The organism is Algoriphagus vanfongensis DSM 17529 (assembly GCF_000429465.1).
Taxonomy (GTDB): Bacteria; Bacteroidota; Bacteroidia; order Cytophagales; family Cyclobacteriaceae; genus Algoriphagus; species Algoriphagus vanfongensis.
Genome location: NZ_AUBX01000016.1, coordinates 123,530 through 149,682 on the forward strand (window position 1 = coordinate 123,530; position 26,153 = coordinate 149,682).

Annotated in this window: 16 protein-coding genes, 1 tRNA gene and 1 pseudogene; 13 read left to right on the forward strand and 5 right to left on the reverse strand. The window is 44.6% G+C overall.

Annotated elements, in window-relative coordinates; translation table 11 throughout:
• Window positions 1-81 precede the first annotated feature (81 nt).
• From nirB to G460_RS0115975, 9 genes are all read left to right on the forward strand, one after another.
• The gene (gene nirB / locus G460_RS0115935) at window positions 82-2,592 is read left to right on the forward strand and encodes a nitrite reductase large subunit NirB (RefSeq protein WP_026956302.1); all 2,511 of its coding nucleotides are present in this window, start codon (window positions 82-84) and stop codon (window positions 2,590-2,592) included.
• Window positions 2,593-2,594: 2 nt separating this feature from the next.
• Window positions 2,595-2,972, forward strand: a complete 378-nt coding sequence (gene nirD, locus G460_RS0115940; RefSeq protein ID WP_026956303.1) for a nitrite reductase small subunit NirD — start codon at window positions 2,595-2,597, stop codon at window positions 2,970-2,972.
• Window positions 2,973-2,983: 11 nt separating this feature from the next.
• Entirely contained in the window at window positions 2,984-3,565 is a 582-nt protein-coding gene (locus G460_RS0115945) for a DUF4202 domain-containing protein (protein ID WP_026956304.1), read from the forward strand.
• Between the two features lies 1 nt (window position 3,566).
• The gene (locus G460_RS0115950) at window positions 3,567-5,372 is read left to right on the forward strand and encodes a sensor histidine kinase (protein WP_211226759.1); all 1,806 of its coding nucleotides are present in this window, start codon (window positions 3,567-3,569) and stop codon (window positions 5,370-5,372) included.
• A gap of 58 nt (window positions 5,373-5,430) precedes the next feature.
• On the forward strand, window positions 5,431-6,093 hold the full coding sequence (locus G460_RS0115955; protein ID WP_026956306.1) for a response regulator: 663 nt from the start codon (window positions 5,431-5,433) through the stop codon (window positions 6,091-6,093).
• A gap of 133 nt (window positions 6,094-6,226) precedes the next feature.
• Window positions 6,227-7,645, forward strand: coding sequence for an MFS transporter (locus G460_RS0115960; protein ID WP_026956307.1), 1,419 nt, complete (start codon window positions 6,227-6,229; stop codon window positions 7,643-7,645).
• A gap of 102 nt (window positions 7,646-7,747) precedes the next feature.
• Window positions 7,748-11,272 (forward strand): nitrate reductase, encoded by a 3,525-nt coding sequence (locus G460_RS0115965; protein WP_035464585.1) that lies wholly within the window; start codon window positions 7,748-7,750, stop codon window positions 11,270-11,272.
• Entirely contained in the window at window positions 11,269-12,711 is a 1,443-nt protein-coding gene (locus tag G460_RS0115970) for a rubredoxin (protein WP_026956309.1), read from the forward strand. Before G460_RS0115965 ends, G460_RS0115970 begins: the two co-directional genes overlap by 4 nt.
• 118 nt (window positions 12,712-12,829) lie before the next feature.
• Window positions 12,830-14,110 carry an alginate export family protein gene (locus tag G460_RS0115975; RefSeq protein ID WP_026956310.1) on the forward strand — a complete coding sequence of 427 codons (1,281 nt, stop codon included), beginning with the start codon at window positions 12,830-12,832 and terminating at the stop codon, window positions 14,108-14,110.
• Window positions 14,111-14,236: 126 nt separating this feature from the next.
• Here G460_RS0115975 and G460_RS0115980 read toward each other — a convergent pair.
• Together G460_RS0115980 and uvrA are read right to left on the reverse strand one after the other, a co-directional pair.
• Window positions 14,237-14,311, reverse strand: a tRNA-Val gene (locus G460_RS0115980).
• A 154-nt stretch (window positions 14,312-14,465) separates the two neighbouring features.
• On the reverse strand, window positions 14,466-17,279 hold the full coding sequence (gene uvrA, locus G460_RS0115985; protein ID WP_026956311.1) for an excinuclease ABC subunit UvrA: 2,814 nt from the start codon (window positions 17,277-17,279) through the stop codon (window positions 14,466-14,468).
• Between the two features lie 280 nt (window positions 17,280-17,559).
• Here uvrA and pnuC point away from each other — a divergent pair, with 280 nt between their 5' ends.
• From pnuC to G460_RS0116000, 3 genes are read left to right on the forward strand one after another with little or no spacing between them, the layout of a single operon-like run.
• Window positions 17,560-18,168: a nicotinamide riboside transporter PnuC gene (gene pnuC, locus G460_RS0115990; RefSeq protein WP_026956312.1), complete on the forward strand. Its 609-nt coding sequence runs from the start codon at window positions 17,560-17,562 to the stop codon at window positions 18,166-18,168.
• The gene (locus G460_RS0115995; RefSeq protein WP_026956313.1) at window positions 18,165-18,704 is read left to right on the forward strand and encodes an AAA family ATPase; all 540 of its coding nucleotides are present in this window, start codon (window positions 18,165-18,167) and stop codon (window positions 18,702-18,704) included. Before pnuC ends, G460_RS0115995 begins: the two co-directional genes overlap by 4 nt.
• 1 nt (window position 18,705) lies before the next feature.
• The gene (locus tag G460_RS0116000) at window positions 18,706-20,223 is read left to right on the forward strand and encodes an arylsulfatase (RefSeq protein ID WP_026956314.1); all 1,518 of its coding nucleotides are present in this window, start codon (window positions 18,706-18,708) and stop codon (window positions 20,221-20,223) included.
• Here the strand turns inward: G460_RS0116000 and G460_RS21985 are convergent.
• The 3 genes and pseudogenes from G460_RS21985 to G460_RS0116015 form a co-directional block, all read right to left on the reverse strand.
• Window positions 20,224-21,195 (reverse strand): annotated as a pseudogene (locus G460_RS21985) (serine hydrolase domain-containing protein); the annotation flags it as partial.
• Between the two features lie 107 nt (window positions 21,196-21,302).
• Window positions 21,303-23,375: a S9 family peptidase gene (locus G460_RS0116010; protein ID WP_026956315.1), complete on the reverse strand. Its 2,073-nt coding sequence runs from the start codon at window positions 23,373-23,375 to the stop codon at window positions 21,303-21,305.
• Window positions 23,376-23,495: 120 nt separating this feature from the next.
• The gene (locus tag G460_RS0116015; RefSeq protein WP_026956316.1) at window positions 23,496-25,037 is read right to left on the reverse strand and encodes a M20/M25/M40 family metallo-hydrolase; all 1,542 of its coding nucleotides are present in this window, start codon (window positions 25,035-25,037) and stop codon (window positions 23,496-23,498) included.
• A 211-nt stretch (window positions 25,038-25,248) separates the two neighbouring features.
• On the opposite strand from G460_RS0116015, the gene G460_RS0116020 reads away from it, so the two are divergent.
• Window positions 25,249-26,136, forward strand: a complete 888-nt coding sequence (locus G460_RS0116020) for an EboA domain-containing protein (RefSeq protein WP_026956317.1) — start codon at window positions 25,249-25,251, stop codon at window positions 26,134-26,136.
• Window positions 26,137-26,153 lie beyond the last annotated feature (17 nt).

The window sequence follows — 26,153 nt, forward strand, 5'->3', positions numbered from 1 at the left end:
TAAGTATAACTGTCTGAAATTTTTACATTTTTATTTTGAATTAAGTATAAATACTTATATTTGATTCAAAATTACTTAGCTATGAAAAAGGTAATCGTCATCGGAAATGGAATGGTAGGCTATAAGTTTTGCGAAAAACTGGCAGCAAATCCGCTAAGAGATCAATTTGACATCCTTGTTTTTGGAGAAGAGCCTAGACCTGCCTATGACCGGGTGCACCTGAGTGAGTATTTTTCTCTGAAATCCGCAGAGCCACTTTTGTTGGCTCCCATGGCTTGGTATCAGGAAAATAGAATAGAACTCCGGACTGGTGAACTGATCTCTGAGATCGATGTCAGTTCAAAGAGTGTGCTTACCCATAAAAATCAATCCTTTGATTACGATTACCTGATTTTGGCCACGGGATCCTCTCCTTTTATTCCTCCTATTCAGGGAGTTTCCAAAACCGGAGTATTTATCTATAGAACGATAGAGGATCTGGAAGCAATCGAGGAGTATGCTAAAAAGCTGCAGGCTAAAGGAAAATTCCGGGCAGCAGTATTGGGCGGAGGGCTTCTGGGTTTGGAAGCGGCAAATGCCACCAAGGAGCTCGGTATGCAAACCCAGGTCATCGAATTTGCTCCGAAATTGATGCCTCGGCAGCTAGATCACACTGCGAGCGATCTGCTTCGGGCCAAGATAGAAAGCATGGATATCGAAATCCTTTTGGGCAAAAACTCCAAAGAAATCTTGGGTGAGGAGGAAATGACAGGGATTCTATTTCAGGATGGGTCTGTTTTGGATACTGATATGTTGGTGATTTCAGCGGGGATTCGTCCTCGGGACGAGTTGGCAGTGAAAGCGGGAATCCTCTGCGGAAATCGTGGAGGAGTGGAAGTCAACCGAAAAATGGAAACGTCCGAACCATCCATTTTTGCAATCGGCGAGGTGGCGCTTTATAATCAGATGATCTATGGATTGGTAGCTCCTGGCTATGAAATGGCCGGTGTAGCTGTGGATCAGATCACGGGCGGAGAGAAGCTCATGAGTCCCACTATTGACATGTCTACCAAGCTAAAGCTGGTAGGCACAGAAGTGGCTTCTTTTGGAGATCCTTTTCTGGAAAATGATGAAGTGATCGCCATTCGTTATGAAAACAAACAGAAAGGAATTTATAAAAGGATCAACATCAGCAAGGATGGATCTAGACTATTGGGAGGAATATTAGTTGGAGATGCATCCGACTACAATCAGCTTTTTCAGCTCTATCTCAACGAGATCAAACTTCCAGAAAATGCTGAAGATTTGATTTTGGGAGCTCGTGAAGGAGAAGGAGGTAGCGCTTTGGGTTCTGCTTTGGATCTTCCTGATTCCGCTCAGATTTGTTCCTGTGAGTCTGTGTCCAAGGGAGACATTTGTGGCGCCATTACTTCCGGCAAGTCTAGTTCGCTGAAGGAAGTCATCCAATGTACCAAAGCTTCCAGCTGCTGCGGAGGGTGCAAGCCGATGGTCACGGAATTAGTCAATGAAACATTAAAGTCCCTAGGCCAGGAAGTGAAAGAGACTATCTGCGAACACTTTGAGTACAGCAGGCAGGAACTCTATGACTTGGTCAAAATTCATAAAATCTGTACCTATAATGAAGCGCTAGATCAATTGGGGAAAGGGCACGGTTGTGAGGTTTGTAAACCGGTAATGGCTTCGATATTCGCCAGTATTTTTATGGAAACTGCCAATCGGCAAGTGACGATACAGGATTCCAACGATCGTTTTTTGGCGAATATTCAGAGAAATGGAACCTACTCTGTCGTGCCTCGGGTGCCTGGAGGAGAAATCACTCCAGAAAAACTTGTTGTGCTGGGTGAAGTAGCCAAAAAATATGATCTCTATACTAAGATTACCGGTGGGCAGCGGATTGATCTCTTTGGAGCTGAGTTGCATCATTTGCCTCTGATCTGGAAAGAACTGATTGATGCGGGTTTCGAAAGTGGCCATGCATATGGCAAGTCTCTGCGGACAGTCAAAAGCTGTGTAGGTTCCACATGGTGCCGCTATGGCATGCATGACAGTGTGAGTTTTGCGATCCGAATCGAAGAAAGATATAAAGGACTTAGATCTCCACACAAGCTAAAAGGAGGAGTTTCTGGCTGCATTCGCGAATGCGCAGAGGCAAGAGGAAAGGACTTTGGCATCATCGCAGTCGAAGGTGGCTGGAATCTCTATGTCTGTGGGAATGGCGGAGCTAATCCCAAGCATGCCGTCCTATTGGCGTCCCAGCTCGATGATGAAACCTGTATCAAATACCTAGACCGGTTTCTGATGTATTATATCCGCACGGCGGCTCCCTTGATGCGAACAGCCCCTTGGCTTGAAAAACTGGACGGAGGGCTCGACTATCTCAAAAAAGTAGTGATCGAGGATAGCCTTGGTATCGCTGAAGAATTGGAAAGTGAAATGCAAGGCCTCGTGGATCATTATGCCTGCGAGTGGAAGGAAGCAATAGAAAACCCTGAAATGATGAAGCGTTTCAAACATTTTGTCAATTCGGATGAGTCAGATGATCAATTGGTGTTCGTTCCCATGAGGGAGCAAAAAATGCCTAAACCTTGGTAAATATGGAAGAGCTATTGAAAACCTATCAAACCGTTTCTGACCATCAAGTCCTTCATTGGATCTGTGTAGGCGGAGTCAGTGATTTTCCGGAAAATGCCGGAGGGTGTGTCAAATACAAGTCAAAGCAAGTGGCGGTGTTTCACTTTGAGCGGACCCAAAGCTGGTACGCTTGTCAAAATCTCTGTCCACACAAGATGGAAATGGTGCTATCTCGTGGGATGACCGGAGATGCAGCTGGTATCCCAAAAGTAGCTTGTCCCCTTCATAAGAAAACTTTTTCTCTGCAAGATGGCAAAAGTCTGAGCGGAGACGAACTTCAAATCGCCACCTACCCTGTCCGAATAGAAAATGGAAATGTATATATTGGTTTTGCAGATTAAGCCAATATCCCATGACATTATTTGAAAAAGCCATCTCCAAAATAGATGAAGTAAACGCTCAGGATCCTCATAGCGAGGATTTTGAGGGGAAAACTTTTCCTAAAGAATTGCTCTATTCACAGCGAATGAGTGAAAAATTGCAGCAGTTTGCACCGGAAGCTCCGGACTATCTGCACATCGCTGCCCGAGCTCAGCATATCGGTAGATGGAGAATCCCCAGAAGTGAATATCCGATGGATCGTGTCGGCTATCTCAGGTGGAGAGAAGAATTGAAAAAAATGCATGCGGCTATGACTACTCAGATTCTCGCAGAGTTGGGATTTGATGAGGAGAAGATTGCACGGGTCAGTCATCTCATTCGCAAAAAACAACTCAAAAGTGATGAGGAAACCCAACTGCTGGAAGATGTCATCTGTCTTGTGTTTTTGGAGTATTATTTCGAAGATTTCGCAGCAAAGCATGCAGATGAAAAAATCATAGATATCGTCAGAAAAACCTGGGCAAAAATGTCCGAATCCGGCAAGAATGCCGCATTGAAACTACCCTTAAGTTCATCCAGTCTCCAGCTGATCCAGCAGGCAGTATCCGATTAAAATGGCCCCCAACCAGTCCTTAGATCAAGAAACATTCTCTCGTCTCCGTCGCCTCTATTTGATAGCATTGGGGGCGATAGCTTTGACTGTTTTGATCAGTCAGGCATTGATTCAGGGCTTTTTGTCGAGTCAGAAAGATGACAGCAAGTTGATCAATATCGCAGGGCGACAAAGGATGCTCAGTCAAAAACTCGGCAAAGAAATTCTGTTATTGACTTTGGAGAGTGAAGGAGACTATGCCGCTCAGCTCATCGATAGCATCGCCATGACCCAGCAGGCATGGAAGGAAGCGCATCAGGTTTTGAGATTCGGGGATGAGTCGTTGGCGATAGACGCCGAGAAAAGTGCGGAATTGGAGCGGCAGTTTGAAGAGATTCAGCCTGTCTTTGATCAGGTCAATGCTTCGGCTGATATCATCAAGCACCTTCTTCAGTCAGACGGGGTGGATGCAGTAGGCTTACAGGAAGAGTTGAAGCGATTTCAGCAAGGAATCACTTATTTTTTGCCACAAATGGATGCTATCGTCAATCAATATGATAAAGAGGCGAAGGCGAAAGTTTCACAGTTGACACGGGTGGAGGTCATCTTGACAGTGATCACCTTGGTGATTTTGCTATGTGAGTTTCTGTTGATTTTTTGGCCATCTGCCAGAGCGATGAAAGCAAGTATCCGTCAGTTGATTTTGGCCGAAGAAAAAGCGATCAAAATGGCGAAGGATGCAGATGAGCTTTCGCAGGTCAAAGAAAAATCGGTTCGTGAGCTGAGGGCCTTGAGTCATGCGATGGATCAGGTGCTGCTTTTTGCCAGAATCAGTCCTGAAGGCTATATCAATCACATGGGAGACCAGTTTCGCAAACTATTGAAGGTCCCGTATTTTAATCCCAATGCGAAGTTTTCTGAGGTTATTTCCATTCATGAAAACGAACGGCTAAGCATGGATCGTCTTATCTCAGAGCATCAAAAGTCAGGCTGGCAAGGCGAAGTCAAGGCTTCAGACACAAAAGGAGAGGAGATTTGGCTGGATTTCACCTTGTTGCCCTTTCACTCCGGAGAGGATAAGTCTGAACTGATCATCGTCTGTCTGGATATCACCAAGCGCAAGGAGGTCATGCTGGAGGTGGAGCGATTGACCAAGGAGAGTTTTGAGGAGAAAATGCTCCAGCAAAAGATTCTGAGCCGAAAGATCATCGAAAATCAAGAAAATGAGCAAAATCGAATAGCCAAGGATATTCATGATGGCATCGGTCAGATGCTGACAGGGATGAAATATTTACTTGAGAGCGTGGAGTTGGAAGATCCAGTCAAGGCAGGTGAAAAATTGGAAAAACTTAAAGTCCAGACAGCCAATATCATCAAAGGGGTCCGAACGGCCACCTTCAATCTTACTCCTCCCGAATTGAGTGATTATGGGCTAGTGCCCGCACTCACGGAGCTGACACAGGAGTTGAGCAAGTTGACTGATAAAGAGATCGTCTTGTTCAACAAAACAGATTTCAGTCAGCGCTTAGATTCCTTGGTAGAGATCAATTGCTATCGGATCACGCAAGAGGCTATCAACAATGCTATCAAATATGCGGACAGTTCGCACATCATCGTGACGATGTCTCATAGCGAATCCTTGCTCAGCATCATTGTAGATGACAATGGAAAGGGTTTTGATCCGGACAAAGTCAAGCCTAAGCCGGATAAAGATGGGGGCATGGGCTTGACATTTATGCAGGAGCGAATTACTTATATCAATGGACGACTTTTTATCAACTCTTCACCCAACGAAGGAACACGTGTCACAATTAATGTTCCTATCTAAGGGCTATCTAGGTAGAATTAAGTAGATTTGCTTACGTAACTATTGAATCAAGTAATCCATGAATCCTACCCAAATAATCCTTGCAGATGATCATGAGCTAGTCCGAGATGGCATCAAGTCACTGCTCGAAAATGAATCTGATTTTTTAGTCATCGATGAGGCTTCAGATGGTCAAGAGGCAGTAGATATTGTGTCCAAAAAGCAGCCCGATTTGCTTATTGTAGATATCCGTATGCCCAAAATGAACGGGATAGAAGTCGTCAAAGTCTTGTCAAAGGATTTTCCCTCGGTGAAAAAGCTGGTGCTTTCAATGCATGATTCGGAAGAATACGTAGTACAGTCCATTGAGGCGGGTGCAGATGGGTATTTGCTGAAGGGTTCGTCCAAATCGGAATTTTTGAAAGCTCTTAAATCGATCTCGGAAGGAGGAAAGTATTTTACAGGGGATGTGTCTGCATACATCATCAATAATTTTGTGGGTGGAGTTTCCAAAAAAGCATCCAAACCAACTGCTGACTCTGAGGAATTGGCCAATTTGACCAATCGGGAGAAGCAGATTCTGGACTTGATCCTGCGTGGATTGGGGAATCATGAGATCGCCGAGGAGTTGGCGATCAGTAGAAGGACTGCGGAGGTGCATCGCTTTAATCTCATGAAAAAACTACAGGTCAAAAACCTGACGGAATTGACCAACAAGGCGAAAGAACTAAGTCTAATCTAAGTATATACGTATTCAAAAGCTTTGAAATTCCTGTTTCAAAGCTTTTTTTGATTTTTTTATAAAATTTATATACGTATATATTGACTTAAATAAGTATAAATACTTACTTTTAAAATAATTAATCGTAAGTATTATGGAAGCAACACTCACTAACAAAGCAACCCGTCTCAATCTAAAAGACATCAAAAGTGTGCCTATCCGGACCTTTTGGATTACTTCATTCGCATTCTTTATCTGTTTCTTCGCCTGGTTTGGGATTGTCCCTTTTATGCCAGACGTAGTTAGAGATTTGGGACTTAGTCCTTCTCAGAAGTGGAACGCTACCGTCTTAGCAGTGGCGGGTACTGTGTTTGCTCGGTTGTTGATCGGCAAGCTTTGCGATCGCTATGGTCCTAGAATCTGCTACACTTGGCTACTGACCTTGGGGTCGATTCCGGTGATCTTGAGTGGACTTGTTCAGACACCCTTTCAGTTTTATGTTTGTAGATTGCTGACAGGATTTATTGGGGCAAGTTTTGTGATAACGCAGGTGCATACCTCGTTGATGTTTGCCTCTAATGTAGTAGGGACAGCCAATGCCACATCTGCAGGATGGGGGAATTTAGGTGGAGGAGCCAATAGATTAGGGATGCCGATATTGGCAGCTATTGTGATCAGTTTTGGGATAGCGGAGGGAGATGCGTGGCGCTATGCTATGGTGATCGCCGGGATAGTTTGTTTTTTGACAGGTCTGGTTTACTACTTTTTTACGACAGATACTCCGGAAGGAAACTTGAAAGAGTTGGCAGCTAAAGGAATCAAAGTTTCTAAGAAAAAAGATAAGGTTGGCTTCATGGATTCGATCAAAGACTACCGCGTTTGGTTGTTGTTTATCGTTTATGCAGCCTGTTTTGGGATTGAATTGACAGTCTATGGGACGATGGATGATTACCTTCAAAATACCTTTCAGCTGGAGCGAATCACTGCTGGTAATATCGTGTTGTCATTTGCCCTGATGAATATTTTTGCACGGACTCTGGGAGGTTTTTTTGGGGATAAATTTGGGAAAACAAACGGACTGAAAGGCCGGGTTTATTTCTTAGCAGCCATTTTGGTGGCAGAGGGGATTATGCTGAGTTTGTTTTCTCTGGCGACAGGCTTGGTGTTTGGGATTTTGCTTTTGGTAGCATTCAGCTTAACTGTCCAGATGGCCGAGGGAGCTACTTTCTCTGTTGTTCCTTTTATTAATCGCAAAGCGATCGGATCTATCTCTGGCATAGTGGGAGCTGGTGGCAATTTTGGAGCATTTATGGCGGCCCTATTTCTCAAGTCCAAGTCCGCTGTAGCCGAAAATTCTGCTTTGATTGCTTCTGAATCTTTGGGTGCGGAGGCTGCGGCTGCCGCTCAATCTGCCGCCGCCTCGTCGGCAGTGTCCAGTGGATTTCTGGTCATTGGGCTCTTGATTATCCTCGTAGGGGGAGTTACATTGGCTATAAGATTCAGTATGGAGGATGAAAAAGAAGCGCAACTGGAGATAGAAAAACTCCAGCCAAAGCTCGTGCCTATCGATTGACCCTAGCAGCAATAGACCCATTCAAGCTCCACAAATCATCATTCCTGCATTTGTGGAGCTAATTTAATTTGACAGGACTGCATTCAAACCAAAACTTTGCCTGTGAAGCTCAGCAAAAAAGTAAAAACAACCTGCTCCTACTGTGGAGTCGGATGTGGCATTGAGGCCAGCATCGATTCACATCAAAAAGTAAAAGTGGAAGGAGATCAGAATCATCCTGTCAATGCAGGGATGCTCTGTAGTAAGGGGATGAACCTGCACTATGTCGTCAATGATACTTCTGACCGTATTCTCTATCCAGAAATGAGATGGAGCAAGTCGCATCCAAGGGAGAGGGTGTCGTGGGATCAAGCGCTGGATAGAGCGGCGGCGGTGTTCAAGACGATGATTCAAAATCATGGGCCGGACTCAGTGGGCTTTTATGTGTCTGGACAGTGCCTGACTGAGGAATATTATATCGCCAATAAATTGGTGAAGGGTTTTTTGGGAACGAATAATATTGATACCAACTCCCGCTTGTGTATGAGCTCGGCAGTGGTGGCCTATAAGAAAACTTTTGGAGAGGATTCCGTGCCCATTGCTTATGATGATATCGAATTGGCGGATGTCTTTTTGATCGCTGGAGCCAATCCTGCTTGGTGTCATCCAATTTTGTTTAGAAGGCTTGAGAAACACAAAGAAAAAAATCCTCATGTCAAAATCATCGTAGTCGATCCCCGCAAAACTGACTCAGCTACATTCGGAGACTTGCACCTACAAATCACTCCGGGAACGGATATCGTGCTTTTCAATGCAATAGGAAGACGCTTGATAGAAAACGGGCAAATCGATCGGAATTTTATTGAGAAAAATACCGAAGGTTACCTCGCATATCGCAAGCAAGTGATGTCTGTGAGTTTTACTCAAGCATCCAAATTGTGCGGAGTATCCATAGAGGATATCAAACATACGGCAGATTTGATCGGAAAATCCAGTGGTTTTATCAGTATGTGGGCCATGGGGCTCAATCAGAGTGCTGTGGGTACTGACAAGAATTTTGCTCTTTTGAATCTGTCTCTGTTGACCGGTCGGGTAGGTAAGCCTGGCAACGGTCCCTTTTCTCTGACAGGTCAGCCCAATGCCATGGGAGGCAGGGAAGTCGGTGGTATGGCAAGTCTCCTAGCCGTGCACAAGGAGCTATCCAACCCGGATCATCGCCAAGAAGTTGCCAGTTTTTGGGGTGTGGATCAGATTTCGCCCACTCCTGGGCTCTCAGCTACTGAGATGTTTGACGCATTAGGATCTGGTAAGTTAAAAGCCATCTGGATCATTTGTACAAATCCTTTGGTAAGTCTCCCCAATCTAAGAAAAGTAGAACAAGCACTTAAAAACGCCAAATTCGTCATCGTACAGGATATTTCTCATCGATCAGATACGGTGGATTTTGCGGATTTGGTATTGCCCGCGGCTGGATGGCTCGAAAAAGAAGGAACTATGACCAATTCGGAACGTAGGATTTCCTATTTGAATAAAGGCATAGAGCCACCTGGTGAAGCTCGGGCGGATGTAGAAATCCTTTGTGATTTTGCCAAAAGAATGGGCTTTCGAGGATTCAATTTTGCCAATGCTGCGGAAATCTATGAGGAATATGTGGCCATGACCAAGGGGAGTTCCATTGACATTTCCTACCTCAACTATGATCGATTAAAATCCGAAGGGACATTCCAATGGCCAGTGCCGGAGTATCGCCACCCTGGGACCTCTCGACTGTTTACGGATCAAAAATTTCATACCCCCAATGGGAAAGCGATTTTCAATTTGCCCGCTTCAGTCGAGCCAAATTTTGAAAAGCCAAGCCCAGAGTTTCCCATGATTTTGACGACGGGAAGAGTCAGAGATCAATGGCACACGATGACTAAAACGGGAAAAGTGTCGAGGTTAAAAACGCACTATTCACAGCCCGTATTGGAGTTGAGTACGATTGATGCCTACATAGACAAAATCAAAGAAGGCGATGTGGTCGAGGTCAAGAGCAACTATGGAGTGGTGAGACTGCGTGCCAAAATCACCAAAAATCTCAAGGAAGGAGTCGTCTTTGTTCCGATGCACTGGGGCAAACAGCTACAGAGCGATCTCAACCGAGCTAATAATTTGACCTCTGATCGCATCGACCCACAGTCCAAAGAACCTGATTTCAAATACACCACTGTTTCAGTCAAGAAGTATCAGAAGCCTGTAGAAAAAATAGTTGTCATCGGAGCGGGGGCAGCAGCATTCCGATTTATCCAAAATTACCGGGAACATAATGATCGGGACAGTATTGAGGTTTTTTCCAAAGAGGTAGATCCTTTTTACAACCGCGTTTTGCTACCAGAATATGTGACCGAAGAGCTCACATGGGAGCAACTCCAGAAAATCAAGGAAAAAGAACTTCAAAAATTGAAAATCACCTTGAAAACGGGGCTTTCGGTAGAAATGATCGATCCACAAAGGCAGCTGGTCACAGATAGTGATGGAATAGAGCACCCATATGATAAATTGATTTTGGCAACGGGAAGTAGAGCCTTTGTACCTAGAGAAGCACAGCTGGACTTGCCAGGCCGATTTACGATGCGCAATAGGTCTGATGCAGATCGCTTCAAGGACTATCTTCAAGCTACAAATCTTCCTTCAGAGGATCAGCATGTGGTGATCGTCGGAGGGGGCTTACTGGGTTTGGAATTAGCCGCAGCTTTGCAGCATACGCAGGTCAAAACTACCATCGTCCAGCGGGCCTCTCGCTTGATGGAGCGGCAGCTAGATGTCATTTCCAGCAATCTACTTTCTCTGGATGTACAGGAAAGGGGCATTCACATTTATTTTGACAATGAGGTCAGTACAGTCTTTGATGATGAGCGTACCAAGACACTCAATATCACGCTGAGAAGTGGAAAGATCATTCAGGCAAATGCCATCGTCTATGCTATCGGGACTCAGCCTAATATCAAAATCGCGAGGGATAATGGAGTCCACTGTGGTCGTGGAGTCAAAGTGAACCAGCATCTTCAGTCCAATTATCCAAATATCTTCGCGATTGGCGAGATAGCAGAGTTTGAGAATCAATTGTTTGGGATCACTTCTGCGGCAGAAGAGCAAGCTTCTATTTTGGCAAACTATATCGCTGGAGATGTGAGTAGTTCCTACCATGGCTCGGTTTTGATGAATATTCTCAAATTCAAGGACCTGGAGCTATGTAGCATTGGAGATATTACAGTACCGCCTAATGATGACAGCTATGAAGAAATAGTATTTACCGACATCAGCAGGAGGTATTACAAGAAATGTATTGTGAAAGATGATCTTCTGATCGGTGCGATCTTGATGGGTGATAAGAATGAGTTTGCCGAATTCAAATCTCTGATCGAAAACAGAATTGAGCTTTCTGAAAAAAGAAAATCTCTGCTGATGGGGTCATCTGAAACACGGCCAGTCAAAGGAAAACTTGTCTGTAGCTGTAGTCGCGTGGGAGAAGGAAACATCGCTGAAGCGATAGCAGGGGGATGTAGTGATTTTACAGAACTCTGCAAGCAGACCGGGGCGGGGCTAGGATGTGGAAGTTGCAAAACTGAAGTGCGGGAATTGTTGAATTTAGCCAAAGTGCCTGTATGAAAAAGTCATTTTCCAGAGTCATTGTGCGAGGGGGAGTCTTGTCCCCAGCTGAATTGAAGCATATTTTAGAGAAAGCCGAGCAAGCTGGCCTGACGACTATTTCTCTTGGTTCCCGTCAGGATATATTATTTATCAACGAAGGCAATGACCTGCCGCTCCAGTCAGATGATAAGTTTCATGTCGTGTCTCCAGATCAAGAGGGAAGTGAGAATATTGTTTCCTCGTATGTCTCCGCAGATATATTTTCGAATACGCCTTGGTTGACAGGAGACCGGTATCTCTATATTTTGGAGCAGTTTCAGCAGGATTCCCGCTTAAAAATCAATGTAACGGATCCAAAGCAACGCTTGGTTCCTTTGTTTACCGGTCATCTCAATTTTATCGCCTCGGAGCACGAGGACTACTGGTATCTCTATGTGAGATTGCCGGATTGGTCTAAAACAGTCATGTACCCAGCGCTGATTTATAGCTGGGACTTGGCAAAAATCACACAAGCCATCGAAGGCCTACTGATCGAGGAGCCAGAGGATGTGGCTATGCTCTTTGAGCTCGCCAATGAGGCTGCACCTACTCATAATAGGACTGTAGACCGGACTTTGGAAGTGCCATTTTATCCATTTCCCTATTACGAAGGGATCAATCGAGTCGGGCCAGATAGCTATTGGCTGGGGCTCTATTGGCGAAACAACCGCTACTACATTGATTTTCTAAAAGTGCTGTGCGACCTCTGCGCAGATTGTAGGATAGGTAAGATTTCCATTACTCCATGGAAATCCATCATCATCAAAGGTATTCCCGAAAAGCATAAGTTGGAGTGGGAAAGACTGCTAGGAACCTATGGCATCAATGTGCGACATTCCATGCTGGAGCTCAATTGGCACTTGCCGGTCAACAATCGCTCCGCTTTAGAACTTAAGGAGTATTTGGTTTCCAATTTTGACAAAAGGGATATCAGTACTTATGGGCTGACTTTTGGGATCACGGACTATGCGAAAAAGGCCTATTATTTCACCTCTATCGTCGTGGAAAAAAACGCGCTGGCACCCGAGCTTGAAAAGCTCAATTTCCGCAATACTTACAACTTGCTTTACGCCAAAAATTTTGACCCAAATACGCAGGAATATATCGTACATGTTCAGGATGTGGATCAATCCGAGCTACCTAACTTACTGATTGAGTTGAGTAAGTTGTATTTCGAGCAACTCGGAAAAGTGAGAGAAAAGCCTGAAAAGCCGATGTCAGTCCGGGAAAAGGCTTCCGTTGAAATATGGCAATGCCCGCATTGTATGACAGTCTATGATCCTGAGCTGGGGGATCCGGCTCAGGGTATTAAGGAAGGCACTTCGTTCATTGATTTGCCGGATGACTATACTTGTTCTCTTTGCGAAGCTCCCAAAAATGAGCTCCGAGCCGAAACATGGACGAGAGAAATGGACTGATTTGATGGAACATTTATCGTTTTGAGGCAATAGGTTAAATACTTATGAAAATAAGTATTTGTAAGTATTAAATATAAGTAATTATACTTATATTTAATTTCTTCAAAACCTATTGACTATGAAACGAATAGCTCTTCTTTTGCTTTTTGCTCTTGGTGTATTCAATGCACTTTCAGCTCAGGATTTTACTTTGAGTGCAGATATCAGGCCTCGCTTTGAATATAGACATGGCTTTGGGGCTCCATTCCCAGATAATGCCAAACCAGCTGCTTTTGTCACGCAGAGATCTCGGCTCAACATGGATTTTGGGATGGACCGGCTTTCGGTTTATTTCAGCATGCAAGATGTGAGCACATGGGGAGATACCCGGCAATTGGCTATTTCTGATGACAATCATTCATTTTCTCTTTTTCAGGCTTGGTTGCGCTATGGGTTGAGTGATCATTGGTTTGTGAAAGTGGGCAGGCAGGCGATTTCCTATGACGACCAGCGTATTTTGGGTGAGGTAGACTGGACGATGCAGGGAAGATTTCATGATGCTGCGATGATTCAGTATTCTAAAGAAGGTCTGGACTTAGATCTCGCATTTGCATTCAATCAGGAAAATCAATCCAATCTGGGATCTGATTATACAATTACTGGCATGTATTCATACAAAGTCATGCAGTTGGCACATGTGACGAAAAAGTGGGAGAAGTCTACGTTTAGTTTTCTTTTTATGAATAATGGCTTTCAGAAATATACCGGAGAGACGGAGCCTACTCCCGATGGGGTGTATTACCGTCAGACCACCGGTGCCTATTTTTCATTTCCCGTGTCTCCGATTCAGTTGACGGGCTCTGTCTACTACCAGTCCGGAAAAGCCAACGCTACAACTGACTTGTCCGCATTGCAGTGGATGGGAGAAGCTACTTATCGCTTGGGGAAGGCTGCATTTACAGTGGGGTTTGAATCTCTCAGTGGCACGGATCAGTCTGGATCTGAGCAAAACAATTCGTTTTTTCCCCTGTATGGTACCAATCACAAGTTTAATGGATTGATGGATTATTTCTATGTAGGAAATCATGCCAATTCCGTAGGGCTCAATGATATCTATGGCAAAGTGCAGGTAAAAGCAAGTGAAAAATCCAGTTTGGGAGCCCATTTTCATCATTTTTCTGCGCAAGCTTCATTGGCCAATGGTATGGATAAAAACCTAGGTAGCGAAGTGGATCTGGTTTATAGTTGGGCAATCAGTCCAGTAGTGAAGCTCAATGCTGGTTATTCGCAGTTATTTGCTACTGAAAGTATGGCAGCCATCAAAGGAGGAGCCTATGAAAACACCAATAACTGGGGCTGGGTGATGCTGGTAGTCAACCCGACTTTGTTGACTTTATCTAAGGGAGAATCGACGCACTGAATTTGAAAGCGATCCTTTCCAAGCTCGAGAGGTGTAATAAAAATCAACGCTAAACCTTGGCCTGAAAAAGAGTGATATCGAGGTGGGCAATAACTGTCATGAGTGACTTCATGACCTTGAAAGTAGTGGGATCTAGGGGATTCGAACCCATGACCTCTGCCCTGTCAAGGCAGCGCTCTAAACCAACTGAGCTAAGATCCCATTTTGCCTCAAAACTGAGACGGATGCGAATATAGATCAGTGTCCCTTTCTATGCAAGAGGGCTTGGTTGATTTTAAACTATTTCACTCTGTAGGATTAATTATTTACCATGAAAATCGTAAATCTGATTTACGATTTTCATGGTAATGGTACGCTAAAAACTCTCCCTCAAATACATTCCTGTAAAATTATCTTCCTCTTTGGCCAAATCCTCTGGGGTTCCGGCAAAAGTCAAATGGCCACCTTTATTTCCACCTTCCGGTCCCAAGTCAATCACCCAATCAGCGGACTTGATCACCTCGGTATTGTGCTCGATGATGATGACGGAGTGTCCTTGATCAATCAAAGCATTGATACTGTGAAGGAGCTTGCTGATATCATGGAAGTGAAGGCCGGTGGTCGGTTCATCGAAAATAAAGAGAACTTGATCGCTAGACTTGGTTCCTCCTTTTCCTAAAAAGGAAGCGAGTTTCACTCGTTGAGCTTCACCGCCAGACAAAGTGTTGGAGCTTTGTCCCATGCCGATATATCCTAGGCCGACTTCTTGGAGCGGAGCCAGGCGATTGATGATCTGATTTTTTCCCTGGAAAAACTTCATTGCCTCATCAATGCTCATCGCCAAGACATCTGAAATGTCCTTGTCCTTGTATTTGACATCCAAGATTTCATTTTTGAATCGCTTTCCTTTACAAGACTCGCAGGTCAGGTGAATATCTGCCATAAACTGCATTTCCACTGTCGTCGTCCCTTCTCCAGCGCATGCTTCGCATCTCCCGCCATCTACGTTGAAAGAGAAAAATGCCGGTTTGTAGCCTCGCTGTTTGGAAAGAGGCTGCTCAGAAAACAAGGTTCGGATGGCATCATAAGCCTTCACATAAGTCACCGGATTGGATCGGGATGATTTTCCGATAGGATTTTGATCCACAAACTCCACTTGGGTGATCTGCTTGTAGTCCCCTTCGATTTTGTCATATTTCCCGCTTTCGTCGATGACGGTACCGAGCATTTTGCCCAATGCAGGATAGAGAATCTTCTTGATCAAAGTGGACTTGCCTGATCCTGAAACTCCCGTGATGACAGTCAGAGTATTAAGCGGGAATTGGACCGTCAAGTTCTTGAGGTTGTTTTCTCTGGCACCTTTAATGGTGATGCTATCCTTCCACTTTCGGTTTCCATTTTTCTGGAAAATATGCTCTTCCCCTCGCAGGTATTTAGCTGTGTGCGTTTGGCCGGAAGTGATGAGATCTTCTATGCTTCCTTGGAAAAGCAATTCACCGCCGTGAATTCCGGCATCAGGACCGATATCGATAATCTGATCAGCAGAACGCATGACTTTTTCTTCATGCTCCACCACGATGACGGTATTTCCGAGTTCTTTTAGGGTTTTCAAAACACCAACCAATCGATCGGTATCTCGTGGGTGCAAACCAATACTTGGTTCATCCAAAATGTACATGGAGCCCACCAAGGCAGAGCCTAAGTTTGTCGCCAATTTGATTCGTTGATACTCTCCGCCAGACAGGGTTGAAGTCAGTCGGTTCAAAGTCAAATAACCCAAACCAACCTGATCCATGAATTCCAGTCGGCTCGTGATTTCTTTCAAAAGTCTATTAGCTACTTTGGCCTCATGCACTTCCAAATTGAGTTTGGAGAAAAAGACCAAGGCTTCGTCAATCGGCATCAGTACCAAATCCGTGATGGATTTTCCATTGATTTTGACATAGGAAGCATCTTTTCTCAATCGAGTGCCTCGGCATTCTGGGCAGGTGGTTCTCCCCCGGAAACGGGAAAGCATCACTCGATATTGGATTTTGTGAGTTTTAGTTTCCAGATCTTTGAAAAAGTCATTCAATCCTTTGAAATACTTATTTCCAGTCCAGATCAACTCCTGCTGTTTTTCAGTCAAATCTTCGTAGGCACGATGAATTGGGAAATCAAATTCGATTCCTTTTTTCAACAAAGGCTCCACCCATGACTTGGAAGATTCGCCTCGCCAAGGAGCGATAGCTCCTTCATATACAGAAAGCTCTTTATTTGGGATGACCAAATCTGGATCGATTCCCAGTACATTTCCAAAGCCCTCACATCGCTTACAAGCTCCGTAAGGATTGTTGAAAGAGAAAAAGTTGACAGATGGAAGCTCGAAGGTCATTCCGTCCAACTCAAATCGATCCGAAAACTCTTTCGTTTCCTGACCAGGGATGGTGATTTTGCAATCTCCATGTCCTTCGAAAAGTGCCGTCTGTACAGAGTCTGCGATCCGGAATTGATTGTCTTCGTCGTCTTTTCTGACCGAAGCTCTATCAATCAAGACCTCGTAATTACCTTTCGGGATCTTTTTTTCTTCTAAAAGTTCTTCTACAAAATAAGCATCTCCATCGATCAGGATCCGCGTATATCCTTTTTGCAAAAGCAACTCCAATTCCTGATTGATTTTTCTGCCTCGGGCTACTTGAAGTGGGCATGAAATCATGACTTTGGAGCCCTCCTCAAATGACAGAATGTAATCCACAATATCCGAAACCGTGTGATGCTTGACTTCTTTGCCTGAAATGGGAGAGATGGTTTTTCCAACCCGAGCAAAAAGCAACTTCAAATAATCGTAGATCTCTGTAGTAGTCCCTACCGTGGATCGCGGATTTTTGGTGTTGACCTGTTGCTGGATCGCGATGGCCGGAGCTACACCTTTGATGTATTCGACCTCTGGTTTTTCCATTCTACCCAGGAACTGACGGGCATAAGAGCTCAGGCTTTCCACATACATTCTTTGGCCTTCGGCAAAAAGTGTATCAAAAGCAAGAGAAGATTTTCCAGAACCTGAAAGTCCCGTCACCACCACAAAATGATTCCGTGGGATAGCAACACTGAGGTTTTTCAGGTTGTTGACCCGTGCATTTTTGATGATGATATAATTTTTGGGATCGAGAGAGTCGAGGTCTGTTTTTGCAGATAAAGTGCTCAAAGTCATAGCTGGCAAAGTTAAGAATCTAACCCTAGAAGTCCTTGTAAAGTTTGAAGCTTGTCGGGAAATGTCGCTCTGTTATACAAAGTACAATGTACCAAGTACAAAGTTTGGAGGCATTAGAATCAAGAAGCTAGATCCAAGAACAAAGACTCAATGACGGAACTTTATGTGATTTGAAAATCTCCATTCTCTTTTCTCCATTCTTCTAAATACACCTTGCAGTAGTAGAACCTTCCAACTTTAAACTTTCGAACTTTCCAACATTTATCCCTTTCTTCGCATCATGGATATCAACTTCCTTTTGGACGGAATCAGAGAAGGGATAGCCGCCATGACTTGGCTGGAGGCGATTGCTGCTTTTTTGGGAATTGCCTCAGTATTTTATTCCATGAAGGAGCATATCTGGGTCTATCCGACAGGGATAGTTTCGACCTTGATTTATGTCTGGATATGCTTTGAATACAAGCTCTATGCAGACATGGGCATCAATGCTTATTATTTCAGCATGTCGATTTTTGGATGGTATGCCTGGACACATCCCACGGAAAATGAATCGATTCTCCCTACTACTTGGCTGAGTTCCAAAGGGTGGGTTACTTCTCTTTTATTGTTTGCAGGCTCTTATCTCGTCCTTTCCACAGTTTTATCCAATTTCACAGATTCGGATGTGCCCTATTGGGATTCATTTACGACTTCTTCGGCATTCGTCGGAATGTGGCTGATGGCTAAAAAGAAAGTGGAAAACTGGTATTTCTGGCTGCTAACTGACTTTGTTTCCATTCCTCTGTATTTTTACAAGGGGCTGATCCTGACTTCCTTTCAATACGTAGTGTTTACCGTTTTGGCAATACTCGGTTTGCTGGCCTGGATCAAATCTGCCAAAGCTCTATGAAGCAAATTAGCAAAATACTCATTCTCGGACCAGAATCTACCGGCAAAAGCACACTTGCGGCTGACTTAAGTGATTACTTTGGAGAGCCTTGGGCCCCTGAATTTGCGCGTGAATACTTAGAGAAACTGGGGAGACCCTATGGCTATGATGATTTGGTCAAGATCGGCAAAGGCCAGATGCAACTGGAAGACGAACTCTCCCAAAAAGCCGAGAAGCTACTTATTTGTGACACCGATCTGCGGGTGATTCAGGTTTGGTCGGAGTATAGATTTGAAAAAGTCGATCCTTGGGTTTTGGAAGAAATGAAAAAAAGAACCTACGATTTGATTCTATTGACAGATACTGATTTGCCTTGGGCTCCTGATCCTCAGCGAGAATATCCGGAGCTTGAAATGCGACGATTTTTCTTGAATTGGTACCAAAACCTAGCTCGGGAAAGTGGATTTCCTTGGTATAAAATATCTGGATCTCGGGAAAAAAGATTGAAAGATTCCGTTAAATACATTCAAAAGACTATTTTTGGCCAAAAGACCTAATATGAAAAAACTCCTGTACCTCTCCTTGGTGGCATTGTATTTTTCCTGTAGCCCCGCAGAAAAAGAAGCTCCAAAACCTAACATTGTTCTTATTCTGGCAGATGACCTCGGATATGGAGAGGTGGGATTTAACGGTCAAAAAATCATCCAAACTCCAGCCATGGATGCTTTGGCTGCTAGTGGCAAAGTCTTCACCAATCACTATTCAGCAGCACCAGTATGTGCTCCTGCAAGATGTATGCTATTGACTGGATTGCATTCTGGCCATGCTTATGTACGTGGCAATGATGAGTGGAGAGAAAGAGGAGAAGTCTGGGACTATGCCAAAGCAGCAGCAGATCCAAATCTGGAAGGGCAAAGACCTTTGCCTTCGGATACCGAGACTATGGCCAAGATCCTACAGAGAAATGGATACAAAACCGGGATTGTCGGTAAGTGGGGCCTAGGGGCACCTTTGACCGAAAGTATTCCGACCAAGATGGGTTTTGACTACTTCTATGGCTACAATTGCCAGCGTCAGGCTCACAATCTGTATCCGCCGCATCTTTGGGAAAATGAAACTAAGATTCCGCTCAATAATCCAGTGGTAGTTCCCAATACCAAATTGGATGAGGGAGCTGATCCAACTGATCCAGCCTCTTATGCCAAATATCAGCAGGAGGACTACGCCCCGACTTTGATGCATGACAAGGCTTTGGCATTTATCGAGGAAAATAAGGACGAGCCTTTTTTCCTTTATTATGCTTCTCCTTTGCCACATGTGCCCTTGCAGGCTCCTATCGAAAATGTGTCTGAATATAGAGAAATCGTAGGCGAAGAAGATCCTTACATTGGCAATCAGGGCTATTTCCCTAATCGCTATCCCAAAGCGACTTATGCGGCTATGATCAATCTGCTAGATCAGCAAATCGGAGAAGTGAGAGCCAAACTGGAAGAGCTTGGGCTTTCGGAAAACACAGTCATCATTGTGACCAGCGACAATGGTCCTACTTACACTGGAGGAGCTGATTTCGATTATTTTGACAGTTCGCAGCCTTTCACCAATGGCTACGGTCGTACCAAGGGCTTTGTCTATGAAGGCGGCATTCGTGTGCCGATGATTGTCAATTGGCCGGGGAAAGTAGATGCAGGAACTAGCTCAGATCATATTTCAGCATTCTATGACATCCTGCCTACTATCTGCGAACTGATCGGTGTGGAACCTCCAAAAACAGATGGGAAAAGCTTTCTTTCGGCTATTTTGGGCAAAGAGCAAGAAGCGCATGAGTTTTTGTATTGGGAATTCCCAGAGTATGACGGCCAGCAGGCTGTGCGCATGGGTAAATGGAAAGCTGTTCGCCAGCACCTGAAAAAGGGTGAAATCAAAACGGAACTTTACGATCTGTCTGTCGATCCTCAAGAGCAAAATGATGTGGCCGAATCAAATCCCGAAATCGTGGCTCAAATCGAGGAGATTATGAAAAAAGAACATACTCCTTCTCAGATTGAGCGTTGGCAGCTGGAAGCGCTGGGAGACTGATCACCATTTTCCGAGTGACAAAGTCGCTGCTTCTACGAGCCTCATCATGTCTGGGTGATAATTGTTGTTTAGGATGATGATGGTTTTATTTTCTTCGATAAAACGAACAATAATGGTCTTGTACCCGGGATTGTCTCCGGTGTGCATGACCATTTTTCCATAGGGGCTTTTGGGTTCTATTTCCCAACCAAAACCGTAATAGCTTCTTGTTCCATCATTGAGTTTGAAAGGAGCAAAAGCTTCTTCCAAAGTTTTTTTAGACACCAAGCGATCACTGTAGAGTGCCTGATCCCATATCAATAGGTCCTGTGCATTGGAACTCACTCTTCCCGGGCCTTTTCTATTTCCCAGCCAAAGGGTATAATCAGAAGATCTAAATTTATTGGCATTGACATAGTTTCCGTTTTCATCTTTGAGATGTCCTGCAGCGAAATTTGGGACTTTCGCTTTTTCATCCAATGTGCGGATGGCGGTATTTCTCATTCCCAAGGGATCAAAAATCCATTCCTTGGAAAGCTCCACAAAGTCTCTTCCCGTCGCTTTTTCTACGATACTCGCCAGCAAAACATATCCTGTATTGCTGTATTCATATTTTTCACCTGGCTCAAAAACCTTCGGAGGAGCATATTTAGTGAGATATTCCAAAATGTCAGGATTGCCAGCCGCCTTGCTTTTATCCCAATGCTCATCCATGATCGCCTGATAATCCGGAAGACCAGAAGTATGGGTCAGAAGATGCCTGATCGTAATTCCTTTGTATGGGATCTCCAGAAAGTGGGAAACTGAGTCGTCAAAATTCAAAAGGCCCTTCTCCTTAGAAATCATAATCATCATGGCAGTGAACTGCTTGGAAACAGAGGCCATTTCGAAAATATCTCCCACTTCCAGAGGGATGTTTTCCTCAAAGCTTCGCTGTCCAATGGCCTTTCCAAAAAGAATTTCTCCTTGATCTGCCACAAGTACAACTCCCGAAAAACCTTCGTCTTCCGCTCTTTCAAATGCTTCATTGAGTCGTTTTTCCTGTCCAAAAACCTAAAGCGGAAAAAAGGTAAATGCAATAAGGACTAAGTTCAATTTTTTCATTGCTTTTGAATTTGTCGTTGAATGAAATCAATGGTCGCTTCGTAAGCCGCAACCCAATTTCGATGAAGGATAAAGGAGTGCACCTCGTCGGGAAAAACTAGTTGCTCGACTTCTACGCCTTGCTTTCTCAAAACTTCAGCCAGTTCCACGGATTCGGAGAAAAGGACATTTCGATCATCATCTCCATGAATCAAAAGAACTGGATCTTCCCAGTTTTCGACATAGGCCATCGGTGAAGATTTGAAAGCCAATTCAGCCATTTTTGGGAATTTCTCCGGCTCATACCAAGATGCAAAGACCGGAATGTCCTTATTCCAATTGTGGACTCCATGTATGTCCACGCCCGCCAAGAATTTCTCCGGAGCCTGAGCCAATCCGTGAGCAGTCATGAAGCCTCCATAGCTTCCTCCCCAAGGGATGATTTTGCCTGGATCCACATCTGGCCTTCCCGCCAAATAATCTGCCGCAGCGATCAAATCACCTACTTCACTCGCTCCCCCTGCGCCATAGTTTTCTTCCTCTCGGAAATCCAATCCATAGCCGATTCCACTTCGATAGTTGATCGTCAATGCGATGAAACCATTGGCTGCGAAATACTGCTGAAGTGCATAGGCATTGCTGTAATACTGTGAATAATTGAAGCCCAAAAGCATCTGTCGGCGACTTCCACCATGGATAAAAATAACGGCAGGATACTTCTTGGAAGCATCATGATTGGGAGGTAAAAAAAGCTGAGCTCGGGTCTTGAATCCATCCTCAGCGATCAGGTCAATGCCTAAGGGTGCAACCAGGTTTTTTGGAAAGTCTGTCGGAAATAGCTCTTCTGCTAATGGCTGTTGCCCACCGTATTGCCGGATCATCGGCCAAGCTGGAGTAGTGGCTGAAGCGGACAGATAGGCGAGGCCATTCTCTATTCGGACAGGAGACCAATTGATTTTCCCCGCTTCGGAGAGATCTTCTATTGCATACGAACTCAGATCCAGTCTCAGGATTTTTCTCCGCTCAATGTCTCCGATATTGGTGGTGAGTAGCAGTTCATTTTTGGTGAAAGAGGAATTCACTTTTTCTACAATTCCAAATCCAGGAGTCAAATGCTTCGTTTCCCCATTTTCAGGATTGACGGCATAAAGTTGCACCCAGCCATTTCCTTCCCACGGGAAGATCAAATCACCTTTTGGGGTCCACCAAATTCGCTGATTTTCCGCAGGTAGGTCCCATACCATCACAGAGCCTTTTCCAGCTGAAGCTTTCCATACCTCCTTTGCTTTTAAAGTCGCCAAATCCAGAACTCTGATGCTCCAAGGATTGGCTTCTTTATGGGAGGTGAAAGGCAGTTTCTCATTCACATTGGGCACTCGGACATAGGCGAGCTGGCTTCCATCTGGGCTCCATGCTGGGTGGGAATCATGGTCCAAACTAGCTTCTGGATAGCTGAGCGTTTCATTTTCAATGTCCCAAACTCCAACATAAGAATGATCTCCTCGATCGGAAACGAAGGAGATATACTTACCATCTGGCGAAAAACTGTATTGCTGGATGCTACCCCGAGCTGTGAAAACTGTCTTAGGACTTTCATCCAGTTTGTCAAGAGAAATAGATTTCAGGTCTTTTCCGGCTTTGAAAATAAGCCTTTTCCCATTTGGCGAAAAAACAGGCCCACTTCCAGGGCCTATCAATTGGTCTTTTCCAGTATCTAGATCAATTAGGTGAATTTGAAACTCGGTACTGACCTGAAGTTGGGCAGGATTTGCTGCCTCGCCTGCTGGGTTTTTGGAGTTCCCACTGACATAGGCTAGGATTTCTCCGTCAGGAGAAAAAGCCAAGGAGCCGACATCTATTCCCACATCCCCTTTGTAATCGGTGATTTTTTTGGTCTTAAATTCTGGCGCTTTTGCAAAAAAAACATTTCTCTCACCTTCCGAATTGAAGACCCAAGCGATGGATTTGCCTTCTGGATCAGCCGTGAGATTGGTTGGAAATGGAGCTGCTAGGTACCTTGAAATCTCCTGTGAAAAACTTGAAACCAGAACGGAAAAAAATAGACAACTGAGAATTAAATATTTTTTCATAAGCAGAGAGTTGAACCAATTTACATAGGGAAAGGTGGGATTCAAAGAGAATCCTTCCTGCAAACAAAAAAGACCAAGCAGATCACTCTACTTGGTCTTTCATTTCCAATGGTTCAGAAATTAATCCATTCCACCTTTTCTGGTAGGGGATCGTTGGGCAGGCCACTCGGTAGGCTCGCCGTTTCTTCCGATCGGTACGCGTACTTCTCTGGATACCATCTCAGGCTCTTCGCAGGCCATGTATACCATGATGGCTGCCATGATCACGTTGTTTTGTACATCGTCAAAAACAATTTTATCATACGTATCCAAATTGGTGTGCCAGGTATAGTTAAAGTAAGACCAACTCAAAGAGCTCAATGAGAAGGCTGGTACTCCTGCCGCTACAAATGAAGCGTAGTCAGAACCACCACCTCCAGGATTGCCTGGGAAGCTAGTTTCGATATCTCTGGTGATGTCTCTTGGCACCTTGGACATCCATCTGCCCAAGTACTCATAGCTATCCACGAAACCTTGACCTGAAACATTTGCCACGCGGCCTGTGCCGTTGTCTTGATTGAAAAGCGCTTGGATTTTCTCCATCATCTCTGGATGATCTTCTACGAAAGCTCTTGATCCGTTCAACCCTTGCTCTTCAGAACCCCAATGTCCTACCAAGATGGTTCTCTTAGGATTTGGGTATACTTCTTTCAACACTCGCATCACTTCCATCATCATGATGGTGCCGGTTCCATTGTCAGTAGCACCTGTACCACCGTCCCAAGAGTCAAAGTGAGCTGAAAGCATGACATACTCATCTGGCTTTTCAGTTCCTTTGATTTCAGCAATTGTATTGAAAGTCGGCTGAACACCAGTTTCTTTAGATTGAGCGTTCAGGTTGATCACTGGTTTTTTACCGCTTTCAGCCAGTCTGTACAACATGCCATAATCTTCCAAAGAAAGATCTACAGTTGGGACGTTTTTGGTGTAGGCAGAGAAAATCTTATTGGCACCAAAACCTCTTGACCAGTAGCTGGTGATGATACCCAATGCACCAGCTTCTTCCAAAGCTTGCGGAAGCTCTCTTCTACCGAGGCCAGTTGCTTCGACTCTTTTGTTCCAAGCTTCTTCGAAAGCAGCTCTTTCCTCTTTCATTTTCGCGAAAGACTCATCAGTAGCCCACTCCTCCCAGTTGTAGTCAGGACGACCAGTGTATTGAGGAACAGAGATCATGACGTATTTCCCTTTTACGTTGGGTAGCCAAGCTTTAAATCCAGCTTCGTCTGCCACTTCAGGAAGAGTCACCACTTCACCTTTTGCTCCTCCTTGTGGGGATGCCGGAGACCAAGCTAGCTGCATGCCAGCAAGAGATCTCACCCAAGGCTCGACCATATCGATGTGCGTGATGCCGCGATCCCATCCTCTCCACTCACCCCACTGCTCGTTGCGGGCTTCGATTCCCCAGGATTGGTACTTTTCTACCGCCCAGTCATGAGCTTGCTGCATTTGAGGAGATCCGACCAGTCTCGGTCCGATTCCGTCCATCAGTTCGTGCCCGATTTCTCTCAATTGCGAGTTTTCGGTTTCTTCTTTGATGATTTTTTCGATCACCGGATCTTGAGCTTGTGCATTGACAGCAAAAAGCAGCATCAAGCCCATTCCAGCTAGGTAGCGTTTCTTCATAGTTTTTAAATTAGAATTTAAAATTACTGCAATAGGAAAAAATATCTGAACCGCTGGTGGAATCAAAAGATGGATTTGTGGACAGGGCAGGCCAATTCTATGATTTTTCTCATAAAGGAATCAAAACTGGGGGCCATTCCTCCCAAACAGGGTGCATTTTGTCAGAGGATTGAGTTTATTTGAGAATTCAAGAATCAGTATTCGTAAATAGATGGCATCTACTCAAGATATACGCGCATTCCTTTCTGGAATATTATCTAAAAATGCAGCAGAAAAGTCAATGCTTTGGCTTTTGCAGAAATCTGAAAAAATCCAATCTACGGGATCTCAAACTGCTTTCTTTCTGGCATTCAGTCAGGCTTCCCGTTTTTTTGACAAGGGGATGTTGGTGCTGGATGAGACAGAAAAGAAAGAGGCTCATCAACTAGTCGAAGGATATGAGCCTGAATTTTGGAATGTGCTTCAAACTGCACGGACCTATTTGCTTTTGTCTTTTCCTCAGGAAAAGGAGGCGTGGTTTGCTGCAGTCAATCAGCTTTTTGAAACTGCCGACATGCACGAGCACCAAGCGCTATTTGCAGCTTTGCCTTTGATGCCGTTTCAGGAGGATTTGATCGATCGGGCGATAGATGGATGTAGAACCAACGTGGCGCTGATTTTCGATGCGATTGCCCTGAACAATCCTTATCCCGCTAAGTATTTTCCGGAAGCCAACTGGAATCAAATGGTGCTTAAGGCTGTTTTCATGCAGCGTCCCTTGTATAGAATCCAAAGTCAGGATGCGAGAAGCAATCCAGCTTTGGCTGAAATTGCAAGAGATTTTGCTCACGAAAGATGGGCGGCTGGTAGAAATGTGATGCCTGAGCTGTGGCGATTAGTCTCTCCATTCTTGAATGAAAAATACTTGCAAGATCTGCAAAAAGTCATGAGCTCCAAGGATGAGCTAGAGTTGGCCGGAGGAGCTTTGGCGCTCTTCAATGGGCCTTCAGGGACAGGAAAGACGGTTTTGGGTAAATTTCCTACCTTAGTATCACAAATTGAATCTGGTACGATCACCTGGGAAACCGTAGGGAAGGAGTACCAGAAAACCCGAGTTTAAAATAGAATTTATACAAA